17 protein-coding genes, 1 tRNA gene and 4 pseudogenes are annotated in these 23,912 nt (G+C 39.5%); 15 read left to right on the top strand and 7 right to left on the bottom strand.

The features are described 5' to 3' along the window. The first annotated feature begins 35 nt into the window (after nt 1-35). Nucleotides 36-185 (top strand): hypothetical protein, encoded by a 150-nt coding sequence (locus C6H66_RS26095; RefSeq protein ID WP_160297049.1) that lies wholly within the window; start codon nt 36-38, stop codon nt 183-185. Then, nucleotides 178-521 (top strand): annotated as a pseudogene (locus tag C6H66_RS18825) (zinc ribbon domain-containing protein); the annotation flags it as partial. The gene C6H66_RS26095 and the pseudogene C6H66_RS18825, both read left to right, overlap by 8 nt. Before the next feature lie 367 nt (nt 522-888). Here C6H66_RS18825 and C6H66_RS18820 read toward each other — a convergent pair. Beyond that, a pseudogene (locus C6H66_RS18820) lies at nt 889-2,074 on the bottom strand (BaiN/RdsA family NAD(P)/FAD-dependent oxidoreductase). A gap of 269 nt (nt 2,075-2,343) precedes the next feature. On the opposite strand from C6H66_RS18820, the gene pitA reads away from it, so the two are divergent. Then, nucleotides 2,344-3,834, top strand: a complete 1,491-nt coding sequence (gene pitA, locus C6H66_RS18815; protein ID WP_046396739.1) for an inorganic phosphate transporter PitA — start codon at nt 2,344-2,346, stop codon at nt 3,832-3,834. 54 nt (nt 3,835-3,888) lie between these two features. On the opposite strand, the gene uspB is transcribed toward pitA, so the two are convergent. Next, on the bottom strand, nt 3,889-4,224 hold the full coding sequence (gene uspB / locus C6H66_RS18810) for a universal stress protein UspB (protein ID WP_036812627.1): 336 nt from the start codon (nt 4,222-4,224) through the stop codon (nt 3,889-3,891). Nucleotides 4,225-4,685: 461 nt separating this feature from the next. Here uspB and uspA point away from each other — a divergent pair, with 461 nt between their 5' ends. Next, nucleotides 4,686-5,117, top strand: coding sequence for a universal stress protein UspA (uspA, locus tag C6H66_RS18805; RefSeq protein WP_036779007.1), 432 nt, complete (start codon nt 4,686-4,688; stop codon nt 5,115-5,117). 262 nt (nt 5,118-5,379) lie between these two features. After that, nucleotides 5,380-6,723, top strand: coding sequence for an NADP-specific glutamate dehydrogenase (gene gdhA, locus C6H66_RS18800; protein ID WP_046396738.1), 1,344 nt, complete (start codon nt 5,380-5,382; stop codon nt 6,721-6,723). 51 nt (nt 6,724-6,774) lie between these two features. Here the strand turns inward: gdhA and rsmJ are convergent, their stop codons facing one another. Continuing rightward, nucleotides 6,775-7,518 (bottom strand): 16S rRNA (guanine(1516)-N(2))-methyltransferase RsmJ, encoded by a 744-nt coding sequence (gene rsmJ / locus C6H66_RS18795; protein WP_036779002.1) that lies wholly within the window; start codon nt 7,516-7,518, stop codon nt 6,775-6,777. A gap of 6 nt (nt 7,519-7,524) precedes the next feature. After that, entirely contained in the window at nt 7,525-9,567 is a 2,043-nt protein-coding gene (prlC, locus tag C6H66_RS18790; protein ID WP_046396736.1) for an oligopeptidase A, read from the bottom strand. Nucleotides 9,568-9,803: 236 nt separating this feature from the next. Here prlC and C6H66_RS26090 point away from each other — a divergent pair. After that, a tRNA-Sec gene (locus tag C6H66_RS26090) sits at nt 9,804-9,898 on the top strand. A 352-nt stretch (nt 9,899-10,250) separates the two neighbouring features. Here C6H66_RS26090 and C6H66_RS18785 read toward each other — a convergent pair. Beyond that, nucleotides 10,251-10,595, bottom strand: a complete 345-nt coding sequence (locus C6H66_RS18785) for a hypothetical protein (RefSeq protein ID WP_105396381.1) — start codon at nt 10,593-10,595, stop codon at nt 10,251-10,253. A gap of 304 nt (nt 10,596-10,899) precedes the next feature. On the opposite strand from C6H66_RS18785, the gene C6H66_RS27320 reads away from it, so the two are divergent. The 4 genes and pseudogenes from C6H66_RS27320 to C6H66_RS26085 all read left to right on the top strand — a co-directional run bounded on the left by C6H66_RS27320 (nt 10,900) and on the right by C6H66_RS26085 (nt 13,996). Further along, on the top strand, nt 10,900-11,034 hold the full coding sequence (locus C6H66_RS27320) for a hypothetical protein (protein WP_256448166.1): 135 nt from the start codon (nt 10,900-10,902) through the stop codon (nt 11,032-11,034). A 96-nt stretch (nt 11,035-11,130) separates the two neighbouring features. Beyond that, nucleotides 11,131-11,430: pseudogene (locus tag C6H66_RS18780) on the top strand (virulence RhuM family protein); the annotation flags it as partial. Nucleotides 11,431-11,714: 284 nt separating this feature from the next. Continuing rightward, a complete protein-coding gene (locus C6H66_RS18775) occupies nt 11,715-13,574 on the top strand; it encodes a DEAD/DEAH box helicase (protein ID WP_105396380.1) in 1,860 nt (619 codons plus the stop codon). Continuing rightward, nucleotides 13,571-13,996, top strand: a complete 426-nt coding sequence (locus C6H66_RS26085) for a hypothetical protein (RefSeq protein WP_181150242.1) — start codon at nt 13,571-13,573, stop codon at nt 13,994-13,996. The genes C6H66_RS18775 and C6H66_RS26085 overlap by 4 nt, the downstream gene beginning before the upstream one ends. A gap of 264 nt (nt 13,997-14,260) precedes the next feature. Here the strand turns inward: C6H66_RS26085 and C6H66_RS18765 are convergent, their stop codons facing one another. Beyond that, the gene (locus C6H66_RS18765) at nt 14,261-15,160 is read right to left on the bottom strand and encodes a DNA-3-methyladenine glycosylase family protein (RefSeq protein WP_105396379.1); all 900 of its coding nucleotides are present in this window, start codon (nt 15,158-15,160) and stop codon (nt 14,261-14,263) included. A 153-nt stretch (nt 15,161-15,313) separates the two neighbouring features. Between C6H66_RS18765 and C6H66_RS18760 the strand changes: the two genes are divergently transcribed. From C6H66_RS18760 to C6H66_RS18745, 4 genes are all read left to right on the top strand, one after another. Further along, the gene (locus C6H66_RS18760) at nt 15,314-16,252 is read left to right on the top strand and encodes a dienelactone hydrolase family protein (RefSeq protein ID WP_105396378.1); all 939 of its coding nucleotides are present in this window, start codon (nt 15,314-15,316) and stop codon (nt 16,250-16,252) included. Between the two features lie 811 nt (nt 16,253-17,063). Then, on the top strand, nt 17,064-17,366 hold the full coding sequence (locus tag C6H66_RS18755; protein ID WP_046396730.1) for a hypothetical protein: 303 nt from the start codon (nt 17,064-17,066) through the stop codon (nt 17,364-17,366). Between the two features lie 723 nt (nt 17,367-18,089). After that, on the top strand, nt 18,090-19,190 hold the full coding sequence (locus tag C6H66_RS18750; RefSeq protein WP_036778981.1) for an amidinotransferase: 1,101 nt from the start codon (nt 18,090-18,092) through the stop codon (nt 19,188-19,190). Nucleotides 19,191-19,630: 440 nt separating this feature from the next. Continuing rightward, nucleotides 19,631-21,223 (top strand): serine hydrolase domain-containing protein, encoded by a 1,593-nt coding sequence (locus tag C6H66_RS18745; RefSeq protein ID WP_046396729.1) that lies wholly within the window; start codon nt 19,631-19,633, stop codon nt 21,221-21,223. Between the two features lie 153 nt (nt 21,224-21,376). Here C6H66_RS18745 and C6H66_RS18740 read toward each other — a convergent pair. Beyond that, a pseudogene (locus tag C6H66_RS18740) lies at nt 21,377-21,940 on the bottom strand (transposase). A 155-nt stretch (nt 21,941-22,095) separates the two neighbouring features. On the opposite strand from C6H66_RS18740, the gene C6H66_RS18735 reads away from it, so the two are divergent. Continuing rightward, complete coding sequence (locus C6H66_RS18735; protein WP_105396377.1) at nt 22,096-23,688, top strand: serine hydrolase domain-containing protein; 1,593 nt, start codon at nt 22,096-22,098, stop codon at nt 23,686-23,688. The last annotated feature ends 224 nt before the right edge of the window (nt 23,689-23,912 follow it).

Genomic DNA, 23,912 nt, shown 5'->3' with positions numbered 1-23,912 from the left:
CCCTGAATCATCACTGACATTCGAGGAGCATCATCATGACGCGCATGGCCTATCCGACTGTTTTAGAAACATTGTTACACAACAATCCAGAACTCAATATTCCGGTCCACGAGTACAATATCAATGTGACCTCAAATCACGGGGATATTCTCAGTGATGCAGACACCTTTCAGGCCTATGATTAAGAATCACCATATAGCTCGCGCTATCGGGGATGCGGGCTAGCATGGCTTCATCAAGAAACTGGAATACAAAGCCGCAGCGGCGGGCGTCCATCTGGTCAAACTGGATCAGTGGTTCGCCAGTTCGAAAACCTGTCATGGCTGCGGTCACAAAATGCCGGAAATGCCGCTGCGTAAGCGGATCAGGCCATGCCCTTTCTGCGAGCCGAACATGACCGCGATATCAATGCGGCGATCAACATCCAGCGCAAGAGCATAACAGAATTACAGGCGGCGGGACTCGTCGTCTTTGCCCACGGAGGCCAGCGTCAAGCCGTCATAAAGACGGTGGCAGCCTGAGAAGTGGGAAGCCTCGCCGTTTTTTACGGCGGGGAGCAGTCACAGTCTTCAATTAAAAATATGCTCCATATCTGTCATTTTCAGAATGATGGCTGCGTCAACTGACAGAGCTAAACCACCCAAGTCATGATTCCGGTAGTTAGGTATGGTCGAGTTGCCCGACATAGGCTCTCACGCAACCGGATGTGAAGTAGAGTAGAGCGCTAGCGAGTTACCATTTGCTATGACACTTTTCCGAACGCCCCTCTTCAAACCGGACATGAGACTTTCGACCTCATCCGGCTTTCCAGTATCATTTTTCCCGATTTTTGGTTAGACGAAACTTGTGAATCTCCTTATGGGCAAACTTTATGTCTCTCCACAACAGTCACAACGCTTGCGCACATGCCCAAGAGGAACTCCATGCCCATTGGAAGTTATAGCCACCAAGCCAGCCGGTGACGTCTACCACCTCACCAATAAAGTAGAGTCCTTTTACCTGATTAGCTTCCATCGTTTTGGAGGAAAGCTGGTGAGTATCAACACCTCCCATTGTCACTTCGGCGGTGCGATAGCCTTCCGTACCGTTAGGTTGTACCCGCCATGATTGGAGGTTAGCCGCCAACTGTTTTTGCTGATTTGGAGTTAGTTGTTTAAGAGCAATATCTGGGATCTGACCGAGCGTTTGCAGACACTCTGTTAGCCGCTTTGGTAATAATTTTTGCCAAAGTATTTTTTACGCTTTGGTTTGGGTGGGAACTCTGTTCTTGCTCAAGAAAGGTTTCCAGATCACTATCTGGAAGTAAGTTAATGCTTACAAACTCCCCCGGTTGCCAGTAACTGGAAATTTGTAAGATTGCTGGACCAGAAAGTCCTCGGTGGGTAAACAGAATATTTTCTTTGAACAGAGTATCGTTTTCGGCGGTAACAATGGCGGGAACAGACACGCCAGAGAGCATATGAAGTTGCTCCAGTAGTGGTTTATGCAGAGTAAAAGGCACAAGAGCGGCGCGGGTTGCCAAGACTTTCAAACCGAACTGTTCTGCGATTCGATAACCAAAAGGAGTTGCTCCAAGGCCAGGCATAGATAATCCACCGGAAGCGATAACAAGTGAGCGTGTACTTACTTCCTTTCCGTTAACGATGATAACGAAACCCCGTTCATTTTTTTCTACCTGGCTAACTTCGCTGCGCAGACGAATAGTAACCTGACCGGTTTCACACTCTTTCAGTAACATATCAACTATCTGTTGGGCAGAGTCGTCACAGAAAAGCTGCCCCAGTGTTTTTTCATGGTAAGCAATGCCATGACGTTGAACCAGTTCGATAAAATCCCATTGTGTGTAACGAGCCAGAGCAGACTTGCAAAAATGGGGGTTAGCAGAAAGATAAGCTGATGGTTCTGTGTACAGATTCGTGAAGTTGCAACGTCCACCACCGGACATCAAAATTTTACGCCCAGCTTTTTTGCCATTGTCCAGAACAAGTATCCGTAAACCGAGCTGCCCAGCCTGAGCTGCGCAGAACAAACCAGCTGCACCGGCGCCAATAATAACCGCATCAAATCTTTCCACTGTTTTTCTCTTTATGACTAAATAATTTAGTGGGGAATTACCCCTAATATGTTGCATTTTTGATAAGTTTGTGGGGAAAAATTCCCTTATAACTTAAATCTGTCAATTTTTTAGAAGATATGTAATTTAATGATATATAAGGAATATTCCTATTTCTTATTGTTACCTAGTTGTCATGAAATCAAAAAAAGTTCATATTTCACTTCCCCCGCTAGCATTTGTCACTGATAATGCGCCGCGTTCATGTCCAACTAACTGGCTTAACGTTTATGCTACATCTTTTTACTGGCCTGGATTTTCACACCAGCCTAATGTTAGTACTGGCACTACTGTTTGTGCTGTTTTATGAAGCCATTAATGGCTTTCATGATACCGCGAATGCGGTAGCAACAGTTATTTATACCCGTGCTATGCGAGCACAGTTCGCCGTCGTTATGGCTGGGGTATTTAACTTCTTTGGTGTTCTTCTTGGTGGATTAAGTGTCGCTTACGCGATTGTGCATTTGCTTCCGACCGATCTTCTTCTCAATGTCAGTTCTGCTCATGGCCTTGCTATGGTGTTTTCCATGTTGCTGGCTGCGATTGTCTGGAACCTTGGGACCTGGTATTTCGGTTTACCTGCATCCAGTTCCCATACCCTGATTGGTTCCATCATTGGTATCGGTTTAACCAATGCCATCGTAACCGGTTCTTCTGTGGTTGATGCGTTGAATGTGCCGAAGATGATACAGATTTTCCTGTCGTTGATCCTCTCTCCTTTAATCGGATTGATCATCGCAGGGGCAGTCGTGTTTCTGCTGCGTCGTTACTGGAGTAGCACCAAGAAACGTAAACGTATTCATCTGACTCCCGCTGAACGTGAAAAGAAGGATGGTAAGCGTAAGCCCCCTTTCTGGACACGTACAGCGCTGATTTTGTCTGCGGTAGGCGTAAGCTTCTCTCATGGGGCGAATGATGGTCAGAAAGGTATCGGTTTGATTATGCTGGTGCTAATTGGTGTAGCGCCAGCGGGATTTGTTGTAAACATGAATGCCAATGGTTATGACATCGCCCGTACCTACGACGCTATTACTCACTTGCAACAATATTATCGGCAGCATGGCTCAGAGTTATCCCATGCAATTGAGCTGACGCCATCGGTCGCTGTTGCGGAAGATGAACCGGAAGGGCGATTCCATTGTGATATTACGCGTGCTGTCGTTGTTCTTGATCAGACAGAAAGTCTATTGAAGGGCATTCAGAGCTACAGTGAGCTGAATGCTGAACAGCGTAACAATATGCGCCGTATGTTGATGTGTATTGCTGATACGGCGGAGTCTCTGGCTAAACTGCCGGAAACTCGTGCTGAAGACGCCCGTTTCCTGAATAAATTGCGGAAAGACTTATTACACACCGTTGAGTATGCGCCTGTCTGGATTATCATTGCGGTAGCACTGGCTCTGTCTTTGGGAACGATGGTTGGCTGGAAACGTGTTGCAGTCACTATTGGTGAGAAGATTGGCAAAAAAGGTATGACCTACGCGCAAGGTGTTTCAGCTCAGATGACTGCTGCTGTTTCAATTGGTGTTGCGAGTTATACCGGCATGCCGGTCTCTACTACGCAGGTGCTTTCTTCTGCGGTGGCTGGAACGATGTTGGTCGATGGCGGTGGGGTTCAGGGTAAAACTATCCAGAATATCATGCTGGCTTGGATACTGACGCTGCCGGTTTCAATCGGGCTGTCCGGTACGCTTTACTGGTTCGCTTTGAAACTGATTTAATTGTTTTAATGGATAATTTGAGGGCGGTATGGGTTAACTATACCGCCTTTTTATTTAATACCAAATCAACATAGAGATCAGGCAAATAACAACTAATCCACTCAGTGCGCTGGTCAAAATAAATTGTCTTCTCAACCTTTCACAACGAAGAACAACTTCTGGATCATGATGATCAAGGTAACGTTGTGAATTGATATAGTTCACTAGTCGTATTTGCTTATTAAGTTGCCCATGAGTAGTGAAAAAGCCGTTACCGTCTACTGATTGATAAAGCAAGGGGTCAGATTGACGAAGAATGGACAGCAATGCTCGTAGTGAAGAGAAGTAGCGCATCATATTGATAATGCAGACAAGACACAGCGCCCAAAACAATGCGATTGTACTGAACATAATCCCCTCCTTAGAATGGTTAGCCAAAGCTGTCACAAAAAAGAAAAAATCAAAATTGCAGGTGGCGACACCTTTATATTTATTGTAGGAAAGATAGCCAGATAGTACAAAAAACCTGTTCTGCATGAGTTGGGACAGAACTAGTAGAAAAACGTCATAAACACTCATCTGGTCAGTTCTATCCAACCATGAAACCTCAGAGAGATTGATTAGCTATTCACGTAAATATATTGGGTATCAAGAAAGGCCGTAAATTCAGAGTAGGATTTTGCTATCCATCAAGTGGCAGGAAGAGCAATTGTGGTATATGTTGTTTGGTGGATGTTCTTTGTCCAGTCGCTAAACCGATGAGCTGTGATCGAAACAGGACTTGAAGAACATTCTAAATTAGTAATAAACACAGGATAGTGGCAATTTGCCCTGCCAACTCACTAACTCGGCATTATGGAAGGAGTTCGCTTATGGCTTACAAACATATTCTTGTTGCGGTTGATTTATCCCCGGAAAGTCAGGTTTTGGTGAGAAAAGCTGTTTCTATGGCTAAACCGGACAATGCCAAAGTTTCCCTGATCCATGTTGATGTTAACTATTCCGATCTCTACACCGGTTTGATTGATGTTAATCTCGGTGATATGCAGCAACGTATTACTGACGAGACCCGCAGTGCGCTGAAAGCGCTCTCAGCAGATTCAGACTATGACATTCAGGAGACCCTGAGCGGTAGCGGTGATCTGGGTCAAGTACTGGTTGATGCAATCAAGAAATATGACATAGATATGGTTGTTTGTGGTCATCATCAGGATTTCTGGAGCAAATTGATGTCTTCTGCTCGTCAGTTAATTAATACGGTTCATGTTGATATGCTGATTGTTCCTCTGCGTGATGATGAATGACAATAGATTGAAAAGTTATTCGATAAAATCGCCTGCTTATGCAGGCGTTTTTTTTTGGTGAAATGGGGGGGTGTTTGGCTTATGCTCGGTGCAATCAAGAAATTTTTTTTACCTTTCTGCGAAAAAACTTCTTGAAAGATGAATATAGAACAATGATATATTCAAAGGGCAAACACAACTTATCTCACATTTTCAACAAAAATAATGATTAGAAAATGACTGAGAATCCATCACAACCGAAGTAGAAATAAGGAATAACTAAATGAGCTGTTTACTATCTTTGTCTTCATTTCTTGGATCGATTCAACGCAGGGATGAATATCAACCAGAATATCTCCAGGCTGTTCGGGAAGTATTCACCTCTCTTTGGCCGTTTCTTGAACAAAACCCGAAATACCGTGAACATAGCCTACTGGAACGTATGGTGGAGCCAGAAAGGGTTATCCAGTTTCGGGTTTGCTGGGTAGATGATCAGGGTAAAGTGCAGGTAAACCGGGCATGGCGAGTGCAATTCAACTCCGCCATTGGTCCATACAAAGGCGGCATGCGTTTTCATCCATCGGTAAACCTCTCTATTCTGAAATTCTTGGGCTTTGAACAAACCTTGAAAAATGCACTAACAACTTTACCAATGGGTGGTGGTAAAGGTGGTTCAGATTTTGATCCTAAAGGAAAGAGTCAGGGCGAAGTCATGCGTTTTTGTCAGGCATTAATGACAGAATTGTACCGCCATTTGGGGCCGGATACTGATGTTCCCGCAGGTGACATTGGTGTGGGTGGCCGTGAAGTGGCTTTTATGTCAGGGATGATGAAAAAGCTTTCTAACAACACAGCTTGCGTATTTACTGGCAAAGGTCTCTCTTTTGGCGGTAGCTTGATTCGCCCGGAAGCAACCGGCTATGGTCTGGTCTATTTCGTCAATGCCATGTTGAAACGTCATGGTATGGGCTTTGACGGTATGCGCGTATCGGTTTCCGGTGCAGGTAATGTGGCGCAATATACGATTGAAAAATGCATGGCATTGGGAGCGAAAGTGGTAACCGCTTCTGATTCCGGCGGTACTTTAGTTGATGAGGAAGGGTTTACGCCGGAGAAGCTGGCTCATCTTGAAGAGATAAAAAACCAACGCTATGGCCGTGTGGAAGAATACGCCAGAGAGCGGGGTCTGACTTTCTTGAAAGGGTTACAACCTTGGTCTGTGCCGGTTGATATCGCTTTGCCATGCGCCACTCAGAATGAACTGGACTTGGATGCGGCTAAGGTCCTTATCAAGAATGGCGTCAAAGCGGTTGCTGAAGGGGCGAATATGCCAGCAACTATTTCAGCGACGGAAGCCTTTATTGAAGCAGGTGTGCTATTCGCACCCGGTAAAGCGGCCAATGCTGGTGGCGTGGCAACATCTGGTCTGGAAATGGCACAAAATGCGGCCCGTTTAGGCTGGAAGGCTGAAAAAGTGGATGCACGCTTGCACCACATCATGCTGGATATTCACCACGCCTGTGTTGAGTATGGTGGCGAGGGCAAACAGATCAATTATGTTCAGGGTGCGAACATTGCCGGATTTGTGAAAGTTGCTGACGCTATGCTTGCTCAAGGCATTCTTTAAACTACATTCTTTAAACTAAAAGATATCAGCCGCAATAACGGCTGATTTTTTTCAACGAGGATAAATATCAAAACGGTGATTTTTCGTGGTGATAGCTGCTGATGCAGCGACTCCAGCTAAGGGTTCTGCATAATCTGGCCGCTTTACCACGACGCGGCGTTTTGCCAAAGCGCGTGCAGGGGCTAGCAAACTATCGGCATCTTCATCAGTGCCAACCAGAGATTGGAACACTCGCATCTCTTTTTTCACCAGTGCACTTTTCTGCTTATGTGGATACATAGGATCAAGATAAACGACATCGGGCTGTGGCGTAATATCGGCCAGCGCTGTAATGCTGGAGGCATGGAGCAGCGTCATGCGCTCTTGCAACCAGCCGCCAATTTCTTCATCCTGATAACCTCGTTGCAGTCCATCATCCAGCAATGCCGCGACCACAGGATGGCGTTCCAGCATTCTTACATGACAACCCAGTGATGCCAGCACAAAGGCATCGCGCCCCAGGCCGGCGGTAGCATCTACGACTGTTGGTAGATAATCTTTTTTGATTCCTATGGCCTTAGCAACGGCTTCGCCGCGTCCGCCGCCAAAGCGACGGCGATGTGCCATTGTACCTGATACAAAATCGACATAGATGCCGCCTAGCTTTGGCTCATCCCGTTTACGAAGTTCAAGACGTTGAGGGGTAAAGACCAACGCCATAATCGCGCTTTCGTCATGCATCAGCCCCCAGCGCTCTGCCAGTTGAGATAAGGCGCTGTTATCAGCGCCTTGTTCACAGATTAAACAGATTCCCACCTTAAATTACCCTTTAATACCGGCCTTGCGCAGCATTGCATCCAGTTTTGGTTCACGGCCACGGAAGCGTTTGAACAACTCCATTGGTTCTTCTGAACCGCCACGGGACAAAATGTTATCAAGGAAAGATTGCCCGGTTTCGCGGTTAAAAATGCCTTCTTCCTCGAAACGAGAGTAAGCATCGGCTGCCAACACATCAGCCCACAGATAACTGTAGTAGCCAGCGGCATAACCACCGGAGAAGATGTGGGTGAATGAATGTGGGAAACGGCCCCATTCAGGTGAAGGCACTACGGAGACCAATTTCTTCACTTCTTTTAAGGTCTTCATGGTTTGAGCGCCTTTCTTTGGATCGTAGTTAACATGCAGACGGAAATCGAACTGACCAAACTCAAGTTGACGTAAGATCCTCATGGCAGCCTGATAGTTTTTGGCTGCTAACAGATTATCCAACATGGATTGCGGCAGAGGTTCTTTAGTCTCATAGTGACCAGAGATGAATGCCAGTGCTTCTGGCTCCCAGCACCAGTTTTCCATGAATTGGCTTGGCATTTCAACCGCATCCCACGGTACACCATTGGTACCGGAGACACCGGCAGTTTCAATCTTAGTCAGCATCAGGTGTAGACAGTGACCAAACTCGTGGAACAGCGTATTGACTTCATTGTGAGTGAATAGCGCTGGTTTATTGCCAACAGGTTTGTTGAAGTTGCAGTTCAGATAAGCGACAGGCTTTTGCAGTTCGCCGTTGGAGCGACGCATACTGCTGATACACTCATCCATCCAGGCGCCGCCACGTTTATTCTCGCGTGCATACAGATCCATATAGAAGCTACCACGTAGCTCATTGGTGTCATCGTACAGATCAAAGAAACGGACATCCTGATGCCAGGTTTCTACATCATGGCGCTCTTTAGCCGTAATGCCATAGATACGGCGAACAACTTCGAATAACCCTTCGACAGCCTTTTGTTCCGGGAAATAAGGACGTAATTGCTCATCATTGATAGAGAACTCGTACTGTTTTTGTTTTTCACCATAATAAGTCATATCCCAAGCTTCCAGCTTGTGGGCGCAATGATGCCATTTAGCAAAACCTTTTAATTCATCTACTTCCTCTTCGCCCTGTGGATGAGCGCGTTTTGTCAAATCATTCAGAAAATCCAATACTTCCTTCGGGGTTTTTGCCATCTTGGTTGCAAGGGATTGTTCTGCATAATTTTTGAAACCAAGCAACAGAGCTTGTTCGTGACGTAGCGCGAGGATTTCGGCGATCACTTCGCTGTTATCCCATTTACCTGCATTTGGCCCCTGATCGGATGCGCGGGTATTGTAGGCGTGGTAAATTTCCCGACGCAGTTGACGGTTATCTGCATAGGTGATAACCGGCTGATAACTTGGTGCTTCTAAAGTCAGTAGCCAGCCTTTTTGTCCTTTGGCTTCTGCTTGTGCTTTAGCGGCGGCAAGTGCGCTTTCAGGCAGACCAGCCAGATCTTTCACGTTAGTAATTAATTTGGTCCAGCCCATAGTGGCATCAAGCACATTATTGTTGAATTGCGAACTTAAATCTGACAAACGAGCACTGATCTCGCCATAGCGTTTCTGCTTCTCTTCAGGCAGACCAATACCTGATAGTTTAAAATCACGCAGTGCATTTTCGACAACTTTGCGTTGAGGCACAGAGAGCTTCTCAAACTCCGCGCTTTCACGTAATGACTTATAGGCTTGATATAGTCCCTTGTGTTGACCTAACCAGGTACTGAATTCGGACAGTAATGGCAAACTTTCTTCATAGACGGCGCGTAATTCTGGGCTGTTTTTAACCGAATTCAGATGATTGACTGGTGACCATGCACGGGACTGCTTATCACTTGCTTCGGCCAATGGCTGACACAGATTATCCCAGGTAAAAACGGTATTCTCGGCCAATATTTTTTCGATAGTTTGGCGATAATTGGCAATGACTTCTTTTACAGCGGGAACAACATGTTCTGGTTTAATAGAAGAAAATTTTGGTAAACCTGATGGAACGAGTAACGGATTAGTCATATAAAGCGTCCTTTTTATGTGTTGGATACATTGCTGAGAGGAGCAACCTTGTATCGTAATGGGTATCGGCTAATAAGATGTAGGTAAAATTCGACAAACTCAACGCGAATGTTGAGTTTATGAACAACAAAATTTAATGCTTTTTAGGAAATTGAGAATGATTTCAGCAAACGGATTCAGAAGCCAGATAATATGCGCTATGATTAGCTCCTTTTCATAATTCTTTGTATTTATATGGAAGATCATCGTCCCCGGCGGGGCGGCTGGACTTCAAATCCAGATGGGGCCGCCAGCGGTCTCTGGCAGGTTCGACTCCTGTGATCTTCCGCCATCCGCACTCGCCCCAGAAAAAGTCATCAAAATTAGTATGGTAAAAACGAGAGTGACCATAAATTTTATGCTCTCCTAAGACATTTTGGTTTCACTTTTTGCAATCAGCCGAACGCCGAAGCTTTTTAACGCCTGTAGTTGTTCCGGGGTTCTGGAGGCGCACCGGCTATACGTTTTGATGCTTATCTATTTTCCCGGCGTTTTGTACATTAAAATCATTCTTAATGCACAGTCGGGCTGGGAACTGTTGGTGAGGCAGCAGGTTTCTTCGCTCTTATTACGACCTATTGACTGAAAAAATTATAGGAACAGCTTTGTGTCGCAGCACAAAATGGTAAATAGTGTCAGGAACTCTAGCCATCCCTTCCATTTTTGCCATTTTGACCACCATTAGGGCCTCCTTTCCCTCCTGATCCACCTTTTCCTCCATCGCCACCATTTGGCCCACTTCCACCGTTGCCGCCATTGCCGCCATTACCACCATGAGATCCTGCCCCACTTCCGCCATTACCGCCGTTACCACCAGGTCCTCCATTTGAACTATATAATTTCAAATCAAAATCTAAATTTGTTGAATTTTGATTTTCTAAATTGAATTGATTTTTTAGGGAGGTGGTTTCTGCTGAGGCTATTGGTGTGATTGAAAGGAAAGAAATAGTCAATAATGAACTTGTTAAAAATAAGGATGTTTTTTTCATAAATGCTCCATTTACTATATGACTATATGACTATATGACTATATGACTATATGACTATATGACTATATGACTATATGACTATATGACTATATGACTATATGACTATATGACTATATGACTATATGGAACAATATTAATAACCTTCACTAAATATAATTTGAGTGAATTTAACTTTCAACAATAATGTTACTGGCGAGCATAAAAAAGTGCGGGGCACCTATGCGGCAACAGCTTCTGCCAAGTCGTGACTTGCTCTGTTTGGGCATTGAGGCAACCCGAGCGACCATTTCATCATTAAGAAATTATGTGTGCTGATATTGCTGAATTTAAGTTAGTCAAAGCAGTAAAAGATCAGAATGGGCGGAAGGTTGAATTGCCGCTGGCAATTTTTGATCCCATGAATCCGGAACTGGCGAAGATGTCGGTAGCAGGCAACTAATTGGTTTGAGTATTTTAACATTTATTCTTCCAGGTATATTAGTACCATTGGTTTTTCACCTACTTGAGATAACGGTCAATAGAGCGGAGGCAATTGATGAGTGATGATCTTCCTGAAGCACCACAGGGCGAATTTATTTTGTTCCGAAGTGACGATGGTCAGGCACATGTCGAATGCCGTTTTGAATCCGATACGCTGTGGTTATCACAAGCGGAGATAGCCAATCTTTATCAGGTGACGCCTCAGGCGATCACACAGCATGTTAAGGTTATCTATGATGAGGGTGAACTTGTACAAAATTCAACTTGTAAGTCTTTCTTACAAGTTCGACAAGAGGGTAATCGACAAGTTAATCGTAATATACTGCATTACAACCTCTCAGAGGTCTTTTTGGTTTTAGAGAGGGGAAATATAAAGATATAATACCCTTATAATTACAGCTTCATCTTATTAGATAAATAAATTATTCATAGGATTATATACTGTGAATAATTTATTGCTTTTTCATTGAAATAGATAGCGTAAATGAAGTAATTATAAAAAATTAAAATTAATTTATTGAGCGGCCACATTATAAATTTCGTGCTATTAGTCAAGATTTTGTCCATACTACATAGACTATTTTGCATGAATATAGGTTTAATAGTGATTATATAATTGTTAGAGTAAGAGGAATATGTATGTCTTATTTTTTTGATACAGCAGTTAATATAGAGGGAAATAAGAAATTAAGAACGCCTCAGATTGAGGCATACATCAAAATTAGAGAATATTTTAATCAACCAAATAATAAAGAAGCATTAGTAGTACTACCGACAGGTACAGGTAAAAGTGGTTTAATTTCTATTGCGCCATATGGAGTATCAAATAAAAGAGTTCTTATTATAACTCCTGGGCTTGTTACTAAAGATAGTATACGAAAAACTCAAGAGGTGTTAGAGGACAATTTCTGGGTGAATTGTGATGTTATATTTAATAGTAAAGATATTCCTGTGGTGAATGAATATCTTCAAGATATCAGTGATGAGCATTTATTTGCTAGTCATATTGTTTACTCTAATATACATCGAGTATCAAGTAAGCGTGGGACAAGTCTAATAAGTAGAGTTCCACAGGACTTTTTTGATTTTATTATTATTGATGAGGCTCACCATGCTCCTGCCCAAAGTTGGCGTGAAGTTTTGGGATATTTCCGAGAGGCTAAGATACTTCATGTTACAGGAACACCATATCGAGGTGATAATCAAGAGATTCCTGGAGAAAAAATACATGAAACTCCTCTTTCAGAGGTTATGAAAAATAATTATGTGAAGTGGTTAAGAAAAGAGACAGTTAATGCACATGAGTTGTATTTTTCTATAAAAGAAAATGAAGAGGTCAAATTATCAAAGGAAGAGGTATTGGCATTTAAAGATAAAGAGTGGATAGAGAAAAGTATCGCTCTGTCGGAGGAATGCTCAAAAGATGTTATTGAATATAGTATATTAAAATTAAATGAGTTAAAGAATTTATCTAGTAAAGTACCCCATAAAATATTAGCTGTAGGTTGTAGTATTTCTCACGCAGAAGATTTATATCATTGGTATAAAGAAAAGGGATTAGATTCTATTATTGTTCATAGTGAAATGTCCTTAGATGAATTACGTAGATCTTTTAGAAACATTGAAAATCATCAATGTGATGTCGTAATTTCAGTTAACATGCTGATGGAAGGTTATGATCATAAATACTTAAGTATTCTGGCTATATTTAGGCCATATAGAAGTATTAATGCGTTTGCACAAGTGATTGGTAGAATATTGCGTGCAATACCTGATGATGAAATAACAGCTTTTGAAATTGATAATAATGGATTGGTAATATTTCATGAAGAAATTGGACTCAACACAATGTGGAATGTATTTCAAAAGGAAGTTGATAGAGCTAAAAGAGGAAGTGTCCGGGAATATACATTTAGTGATAGAGAATATATTGAGAGAGAAAATTCATTAGCTAGTGTAAATAGTGAGGGAGCCTTTATTAGTAATAAAGATTCATATCTTGATGATATAGATTTTAATGAATTATTTGAAAGAAAGAGAGCGGAGATAAATGCGTCAGTATCCGAAAATATAAATAAAATTATTCAATCGGGAGTAGATCTACCATTAGATGTGCGTGAAAATTTGAAAGATTTTCTCGTAGAGAAAGAAATTCGTAAAGCTGCTAAATTAATAGACCCTGAGTTGATAGAGAAGCGGCCTGCGCAAGCAAGAAAAATGATGCGACAAATCTTGAGTACGCGAATACAGGATGAGGTTGCTAATCTTTTGATTGAAAACGGTATTGATGAAAAAGGCTCTGAGCTTTACCATGTTTTTAATCGCTATATTTCTAATCTAAAGACAACAGATGTTAATGATGGTATTGTCGTTCGTTTTATTAATAGCAAATTATCCAGGATATATGGGGTGGTTAAGGATCGGGATAATAAAACATTGCTAAAATCAATAGAGGCATTAGCGGGAATACTTGAAGAAGTTAAGAGGATGATACGATGATCGACTCATTAAAAGTAAACGAGATTATAGAAAGAATGGTAGCCTTTTGCTTAGTGAAAGGTGTTCAGCCTGATGAGCTCATAACTGCTATTTTTGAGAGTGAATACGATAGCATTGAAACAATTAAGAAATCTAATGATATTCATATGATTATCACCTATAAAGAAAATGTAGATAACGAGGTGAATATTATTAGAATGAAATATATATATAAAGAAAATAAACAGTTACAGAGAATAGAACAAAAGATAAATTCGGGAGCTTATAAAGTCCAATGGGATAGAGCGGAGAAGCTAGAATCTATTATTAATGAGCTTTTAGAAGCTATCGGGGCAGATAAGAAAATACTATCAGATATTAAAGACAAAATTCCGGCAGAGTTTCAAAGTATTGTTTACCCTAAGTTAAAACTTGTTTGCTAAGTGTGCACTGATCAAGGGGGGAATACCTCCTTTTTCATCGATAGAACTATCCGTGTATATTTGAGGGTATTAGAAATTCATTCATTTTAATAAATCATCTAAAGAAGAGGAAATGAGGATATATTCATAACAATTTGATTTATTGGAAATTTTTCAAGTCTTATCATGGGATTTATATTCATGAAAAAAAATTGTTTTCACGGTTAATCATTTGATAGCAGCGATACTCCATACCAGCAAAATAAACGAGAATTAACAATAACATCAATACCCTGCACTTGATTCTTGTTGCCATAAATGGGCGGCTAATAGGGCTTTCCAGGGGGTGAAATCTGCCAACCATTTTTCTGCTTGTTCTGCGGAAACTTTTTCATTTTGATTAAACAGTCTCTGCATATTACGTCTTACGGCGACATCGCCATGTAATGAGCCATTTAAGTAGTTGAATCCCCGTAACAGGGAATAGTTAATTGTCCACATACCAATGCCTTTTATAGCGAGTAAATTATCTGTTAGTTGCTGAATATCTTGCTCATCATCAGAGATTGCCAATGTTAATTCACCAGATTCAATTAATTGGCTTAAGTGGAGTAATGCTTTGGCTTTACTGACAGAAAATCCGCATTGGCGTAATTCATCTTCTGAATGGTTGATGATTTGTCTGGCGGTTGGAAAGCACCATAGCCCGGAGGAATGCTGAACTCCTATTGCCTGAATAAATCTCCTGCGAATAGATATGGCTGTGCTAACACTGATCTGTTGGCCGATAACCGCCCAACTTAATGCCTCAAACGGTGTGGCCGATTGATAAATCCTTAAACCTGATTGTCTGGCAATAAGTGAACCGATAATCGGGTGTCCTTTATATAAACATTCAAATAGATGAACCGGCTGTAGAAGCCCTAGCATATGAGATGCTAAAGCAGATAAGCGCTCATCAGGGCCTGTGGTGTCACCATCAACTTTAAGTTGTATATGTGCGGTTTTTGCATTAATAGCTATGGTTAATTCCGCAGGTTTGTCATCCCACATCATCCCTTTTCGAACTTTATTCTGTTCCACAATTTCAGCGATATTTTGTTTATCTCTTTGATGAAAAGCGAAAAAATCGTGGAGATGATAATTATCGGGTAATGCGATTTTGGTGGATAAAGTGGTTTTCATTTCTTCTCTCCCAAGGTATGGGTATTTTAGTGATCATAGTTAGCATTCTGGATAAAAAACTCTGAAATCTGTTTTCAAATTTTTAAAATTTTTCTGACAGGAATAATATCGTCAATCTGTGGTCTTTGTATATGTTAGTTAAAGGAGAGGTTAATGAAAGCATATCGTTTTAATTTACGACAGAAAATTCTGACATCTGTTCTGCTTTTTTCATGTTGTATAGATTTCGCTTACTCAAATACAAATACGCATAAACAGTTTTTCCGTCATGATGGTAGTGAAATAACTTACTATCTTAAGCAAAGAGGAGGTAATAATCTATTAGTGCTGATACAGGGTTCTGATTGTAATAGTATCGCCAATAATAAGTTTGTGAATGACACGTTTAGTGATATTTATCCCGATAGTGATGTTCTGACTGTGGAAAAATATGGCATTAATGCATCACTCCCTTGGTCTGATGCTGTTGAACGCTCAGATTGTCCTAAGGCTTATATGAGTTCGGATACACCAGAACAAAGGGTTAAGGATTATATTCAGATCATTGGTTATTTGAAACATCAGAATAAATATAAGAAGATCATTGTCTTGGGTGGAAGTGAGGGGGCAGTGGTTGCCAATTTAATTACGTCACAAGTCAATTATATTGATAGAACTGTGTCACTGAATGGTGGAGGTCGGCATTTCGCTGATGATGTTATTCATAGTATAAGGAGTGAGGTGTCACCAGAATATCTCAATGAGGCAATTAAAGGATTTAGGGATTTTCAGCAAGAAATAGCTACCGGGAATAATATGAATCATATAGAAATGAGTAACCACGGTGCTAATTGGTGGAGGGTTTCTCTTGGTATTGATCAATATAAAGTGTTAAATCAGACTAAGAGTCCTATCTTGATTATTCAAACGCTAAATGATAATTCAGTCAGCTCTAGTTCAGCGATAAAAATGAAAGAACAATTAAATAAAGATAATATTACCTTTTATCAATACCCAGGTTTAAGTCATGGGTTCAGGAATAGTGAAGGTGTTTTGCAGATTACTCCTATTGTTGAGGATATAAAAAATTGGTTATCTAGGGATTATGGGTAAAAGTCTGTTATATAAAATAGTATTAATTTGTCGGTATTTTTCTATATTGGAAAGTGATATTAAATTTGGAAATAAAACGTGGTATAGTCAAAATTGACACCACGTTTTTTTTAGGATTATTTTCGCATAGTAATTGTTGTTAATTTCATATCTCATTTGGCAATGGAAATATATATAAATAAAAATTTGGTGATTAATGATTTATAATAAATTTAATAATAATATAATTTCCTGAGATTTATTTTATATTCTTGTTATTATAATGGAAAGATGGGGTGAAATTATAATATTTCCTATAAATCATCACTTGATTAATATACCGCTTGTTATTTCAAAAAAATATAGTGCTAAAACGTTATGAATTATTCTTCGTTTCTTAGGTGATTTTCTCGGTTTTACCTTTTGTAGTATAGAAGGGAAGTAGCTGTTTATTTTCCATTATCATTTATCGCTGTCATTATATTAGATTGGAAAAGTTACTGAAATATCCTGTTCATTACAGGATGTAATATCTTTTCTATTTTTCACTGGGTAATAAAATATTGATTTTAAATTAATTAAATTTATTTTTTTATTTTATTGACAATACATTAATGGCATCTATAGTTATATGTATTAGATAAAGCGTCAATATGGCATCAAAAATGCTGTATATGTTATCTAAATGCTGGATAAATTCCTGATAAACACCTTATTTTCTAGTGAAAATGGTTACAATTTAATATGGGCAAGATGAATGGCTTATTGTACATATTCTTGAGTGATATAAGTTATTTATCAATTGGTTAGATTAAAATTTGGAGTTTATGTCATGATAATTAAGAAAGATATTTTGTTAAATGAAGAGCTGATTGTCGATGATGAGCTTAGAGTGGGTAAAGTAGAGAAAGTCAATATTGATATTCTGTCACCCAGCTCAGTTATTGTTAGTCTGAATATTTTAGGCGTAGTTGATGATTTTCATCTATTACTAGTTGATGATAAAGATAAAGAGAAGATTGTGCTGCTCTATCTTTCTCTTTTACGTGTTCTTCATGAAAAATTAGATGTAAAAGTGAAGGTCGCAAAAAGTAAACTTACTAAGATAAAATATATAGTAGGTGTTGAAATTTAAGAATTATTTGTTAAATTTCTAAATGAGTGTTTGAAAAAATATTCTGTAGAATAACCGGATTTAGTTTGAGTGATATAATCAGTTGCCAAATACAGCATGATTGCTAATTGAAATTAAATGTAGTGTTTCTTCATAGCATGGGACTGGTTTTATTAAAAACATAAATGTGTTTTCTACCAAATGCACCTAAAATTAGGAAGAACGTAAATATTTACGTTCTTCCTGTTACTATTTAAATAAATTATTTTGAAATTAAAGAGTCTATATCTTATAAATAAATGTGGTTTATTTTAGGTAATGTTTTAACGGTAATAATTATATAGCAAACAATCACATTAACTCTATTTTACAATCCTTAAATTTAATTCCTTTACAAATTTAAATGTCCATATATTATTGCTCGCAGACAAATTTATATTCTTATTTTAGAGTTATAAAATTACAGTGAAACTATAAAGTTGTTTTGTATATTATTACCTTGGTTGAACGTTTTATAACGGAAAAATAAATTTTTTAACAGTTTTTTACTGTTTTAAATAGCCAATATTATGATTTGTTGTTGGATTTTTTAAGCGAGAAGATATGTAAATTCATAATATTATGTATGATGATATATTGAAATTGAATTTTTTCTAAGAGGTTTATATTGATGGAAATAGGGTCGCGATTAATACAATTGTTATAGTTTTAAAGCGACATAATATTAAAATATCAGGAGATGACATGCTTGATTCAAATGTAACAGATTGTAATAGTAAGAATACTTCCCCAGTTTGTTCTTTTAATGAATGGGACCCACTTGAGGAGGTTATTGTCGGTGTAGTTGATGGCGCCAGATTTCCCGGCTGGCATATGGCGATAGAGCCGATATTGCCACCGAATCAAATTACTAATTTTTATCGGTATGCAGGTCGGGCATTTCCGCAAGAACAAATTGATGCAGCATCTAGAGAGTTAGAAGAATTTGTCCATATTCTTGAAGGTGAAGGTGTGACAGTACGTCGTCCAGATCCGCAAGACCAATCTCAGGTATTTGGTGCGCCAGGCTGGAGTAGTACAGGGTTTTATTGTGCAATGCCTCGCGATGTGCTGTTAGTTATTGGAAATGATATTATTGAATGCCCGCTAGCATGGCGTTCCCGTTATTTTGAGACGGCGGCATATAAGACTTTACTTAAAGATTACTTTAAGAAAGGTGCAAAATGGAGCGCCGGGCCAAAACCACAGCTGATCGAGGAACAATATAATTTCGAATGGCATCAGCCTAATAGCGAGGAGCGTGTTCCCCTTGCTATAACTGAATTTGAACCGACTTTTGATGCTGCGGATTTTATCCGATGTGGGCGAGATATCATTGCTCAAAAGAGCCATGTCACAAATGAATTTGGTATTGAATGGCTTCGTCGTCATATAGGTGATGAATATCGTATTCATGTTTTTGAATTTAACGATGATAGCCCTATGCATATTGATGCTACCTTTGTTCCTATGGCGCCAGGAAAACTGTTGATTAACCCCAAAAAGGTGTTAAAAATTCCTGAATTGTTTAGGAACTGGGACGTATTACATGCACCTGACCCAGTTATTCCTGATGATCACCCTCTATATACCACCAGTAAATGGATCAACATGAATATTCTGATGTTGGATGAGCAGCGAGTGATTGTTGAAAAACAGGATGAGCCAATGATTGCTGCGATGAAACGTTGGGGCTTTACACCTATTCCATGTAATTTCAGGAACTTTAATACCTTCGGTGGTTCTTTCCATTGTGCAACTGTTGATGTAAGACGGCGCGGAACTTTACAGTCTTATCTTGACTAAGAATAATGATGGCTATCGGGAGAATGCGGAAATATTTGACCATAGCTAAATATGCCTCTACATTTATATACGATGGATGTAAATGTTAGAGATGAATACCCGCATGCGCACAGTTAAGATTAATCGCAGTGTGTGCATGCGTTTTGCTTGTATTTCTCTCTCCTCCTCTCCCTCATTTCTATGATTATGAATAGTAACAAGCTGTTTAATTCTGGATTTCAGTATGAGTTCTGAAATAATTGCGGGTAGTGAATCACTGCTGGCATGAATTCACCTATTCCGATGAATGACCGCAGTCACTTTCTGTTTCTCTTTGATATTAAATGATAAGCATTATTGCTTGGATGTTGGTTATTTCCGTCTTACAGTACTGCCCATATATATATTGCTATCAGATTGCATATATATGTCTTGTTTTATAACTTTATATAAGGAAATTAATGATGGAATCGATGATATCTACAGATAATATTCAATTGTTTATCAATAAAATAGATGAATTGGTTAATGTTGAAAATGAAAAAAAAGGTGGGGCTCTCGCAGTCGCTATTATCCACGATGATAAGATAATTTATCAGCGTCATATCGGGCAAGCTAGCATTGAACATGCTGTTGCTATACAGACTAATACTAAATTCTATTTGGCCAGTGCTTCAAAACAATTCACGGCTTTTTGCATCGCCTTGCTAGAAAAAGAAGGAAAGCTTTGCGTCAAGGATAAAGTCAGACAATATTTGGATTATTTACCCGCACATTTCTCTGATATTACCATTGAGCATCTTATTCATCACACCAGTGGGTTACGGGATGTATTTTTGCTTTATAGTCTGGCAGGTAAAAACTCAAGTTTTGACTACTGCCATGCTGATTTAGTGAAAAAATTGATCCAACGACAACAGACACTTAACGCCCCCATTGGGGAATATAATATTTATAGCAACACGGGCTATTATTTACTAGGGGAAATCGTCAGCGTAGTTTCAGGAAAGTCGTTAAAAGAATATGCAGAAGAAAATGTTTTCGCTCCATTAGAGATGAAAGATACTATTATCTGTGATGATATAACCGAGATTATCTCTAATCGGGCGATGGGTTACACTTATAATGAAAATTCGCAACAGTGGATAAGAAGTGATATTAACAATTCTGTGATGGGTAGTGCAGCGGTTCACTCCACAGTGAATGATTTATGTCGTTGGGCTAAAGCGTTTTATTCGCCATCGATTGTTCAGGAGCTACTGCCTCAATTATCCCGAACACCAGATTTAACTAATGGCAATCGTAACAATTATGGTTACGGTTTGATTATCGACCAACGTGCAGGGCAAACGATAATACAACATAGTGGTACCTATGCTGGTTTCAGAGCTAGTATTTGTATTTTACCAAACGCTAAATTAGGTATCGCGATGACTGATGCACGCGATGTTGATGTTGGTAAATGGACGGATCAGTATATTGATATATTGCTTAATACTGATGTTGAGCCAGAAAAACCACATTGCCTAACCAGTGATATTGATATCACCGGTATTTTCCGAGGGTTAGAGCCTTATCCTTATATTATTACCAAAGAAGATGTTTATTTATTAGGTAATTTATTTACAAAAGGTAACCCGATTATTTTTAACTCTGACGGTACATTCCAAGAACAAGGAAGTAGAATCCAGTTCAGGCCCGTCGTTGAAAATGACAGTGTTATCGCACTGGAACATATTGATGAAGTTGGTAACATTTTTTATTTGAAGAAGATGAACAATGAAAGTAGCGTCGATATTAAACTATTGTCAGGGCGCTATTATAGCCATGAAACAGAGGCGATAATTAATATTATATCGTCTGGTGATGACATTTATATTGATGGGATTATCCATCCTGTAAAAAAAGAGGCTTTGCGACATATTTATGGGAATAGTTATTTCTCACCCAGTGCTGAGTTTGTTGTTGATTTTAAATTTGATCCTGATACTAATAAACCTCGTCTCTATGTCGGTAATGCGCGTTGTTTGAATGTAGAATTCGTTGCAGTTTAATTGTCAGATTAGTAAATATAAATTTAGAACAGCATTTCATTAGCAGGATAGAATTAATGCTATTGAGGGCCTAAAGATATTTTCTATTAGATGCACTTTGTTCCAGACAGAACTATTATATTTATGTTCTGTCTGTTTTTTATAAATAAGGTCTTATAATAGTGCTACACTCATTTTTTGTCTTCCTGGCTTTGGCTGTGATGAAAACGATGCCAAAAAGGCATTAACATAATTAAGCAACTGCCACATAAAATTGACAACAATGATTTCGCGTTATTGTCTCATGGAGCGATTGCCATAACCGTTCTATTTTATTTAGCCACGGTGAATAGACGGGTGAAAACAGCAGGGTAATTTTGGGGTGTCGTGCCGGCCAGTCCTATTAGTCCGCGCCGATTTTCGGGTTTGAATCAATATCCACCTCATCTTCATAGAAAACGGGTTGTTTTACTGTTGTGCCGCTCTGCGCCAGACAATACCCATCTGAGCAAAGCAGAGAGAGGGGAGATTCCAGACAGCAGGTCGGCTAGCCGGTAAACTTTTGAGCCCTTCGAGTCCATATAATGTAAACCACTCAACCCAACGATTGATGGAAGAACGTGCGGCATGAAGAGTTTTGGCGATATAAGTTACCGTCAATCCCTCATTGAGCATCAATAATGTCGTCAATCGACGGGAATAGTTCTTATCACGGGTTTTATGGATAAGTTTTCTCATTTTCTGGCATTCATTTTAAGGTATGGGTACTATGATAGGCATCACTCAGTCCGTGTTGAGGTTTGAGATTTTTCGCAATTAATCAGATCGCAAAAATCAGACTGAGTTCCCTTCCAACGATCTACTATTTTGAAAGTTTATTTATTAGGAGATTGATGATGAAACTGACAATATCCGCAGATAATATTAAACTCTTTATCAAGAAAATAGACGAATTAGTTAATATTGAGAATAAAAAAAAGGGGGGCGCTCTCGCCGTTGCGGTTATCCACGGCAATAAAATCATTTATCAGCGTCATATCGGAAAAGCTAGCATTGAACATGCTGTGGTTGTAAAACCTAAAACTAAATTCTATTTAGCGAGTGTTTCAAAACAATTCACGGCTTTTTGTATAGCTTTGCTGGAGAAAGAAGGAAAGATTAACGTCAAGGATAAAGTCAGACAATATTTAGATTATTTACCCGCGCATTTCTCTGATATTACTATTGAACATCTTATTCACCACACCAGCGGGTTACGGGATATATTTTTACTTTATGGTCTGGCAGGTAAAAACTCAGATTTTGACTACTGCCATGCTGACTTAGAGAGAAAGCTGATCCAACGACAACAGGCACTTAACGTCCCGTCTGGGGAATATTATCTTTATAGCAACACCGGCTATTATTTGCTGGGGGAAATCGTCAGCGTGGTTTCAGGCCAGTCATTGAAAAAATATGTAGAAGAAAATGTTTTCGCCCCATTAAAGATGAAAAATACCTTTATCTGCGATGATGTAACCGAGATTATCTCTGACAGGGCGATGGGTTACATTTATAATAAGGATTCACAACGGTGGATAAGAAGCGATATCAACAATTCCGTGGTGGGTAGTGCAGGGGTTCACTCCACCGTGAATGATTTGTGTCGTTGGATGAGAGCATTTTATTCACCATCGATTGTTCAGGATCTGTTGCCTCAATTATCCCGTACACCAGATTTAACTAATGGTAATCGTAACAATTATGCTTATGGTTTGATTATTAACCGACGTGCAGGGCAAACGATAATACAACACGGTGGTACTTATGCTGGCTTCAGAGCGAGTATTTGTATTTTACCGGATGCTAAATTAGGTATCGTGATTACCGCTGCAATAGGTGTTGATGTTGCTAAATGGATAGATCGGTATATTAATATATTGCTTAACTCCGATGTTGAGCCAGAAAAGCCGCATTACCTAACCAGTGATATTGATATCACCGGTATTTTCCGGGGAATAGAATCTTATCCTTATATTATTACCAAGGAAGACTGCTATTTATTAGGTAATGTATTTGAGAAAGGCAATCCGATTATCTTTAACGCTGATGGTACATTCCAAGAGCAAGGAGGTAAAGCTCGGTTCAGTCCTATCATTGAAAATCACAATGTTATCGCACTGAAACAGATTGATGAAAATGGTAATATTTTTTATTTCAAAAGAGTGAACGATGAAGGTAGTATAGATATTAAGCTATTATCAGGGCGCTATTATAGTCACGAAACAGAGGCGATAATTAATGTTATAGTGTCTGGCAAAGATATTTATATTGATGGGATTATCCATCCTATAAAAGAAGAGGCTTTGCGGCATATTTATGGGAATAGTTATTTGTCCACAAAAACTAAGCTTATTGTTGATTTTAAGTTTTATCCTGATGAAAATAAATATTGCCTCTATGTCAGTAATTCGCGTTGCTTGAATTTGGAATTCATTGCAGTTTAATGGACAGGTTAGTAAATACAAATTTAGAACAGTATTTAGCTAGCAAGATAGGATTGATGATATTGTGAGAGCCTGGAGATATTTTCTATTAGATACACTTCATTCTAGGCAGAACGGCCATATTTATGTTCTGCCTATTTTTTGTGAACATCAGTGCCTATAATTACTTTATATTGCCACTCACACATTAAATGACAATCATCATCACTTGGATGTTTCTTGTT

Origin of the sequence: Photorhabdus hindustanensis (genome assembly GCF_002968995.1) — a bacterium.
In the GTDB taxonomy this organism is placed as follows: domain Bacteria; phylum Pseudomonadota; class Gammaproteobacteria; order Enterobacterales; family Enterobacteriaceae; genus Photorhabdus; species Photorhabdus akhurstii.
The sequence above is the reverse complement of the archived record's forward strand: the minus strand, read 5'-3'. Positions and strand labels throughout refer to the sequence as shown.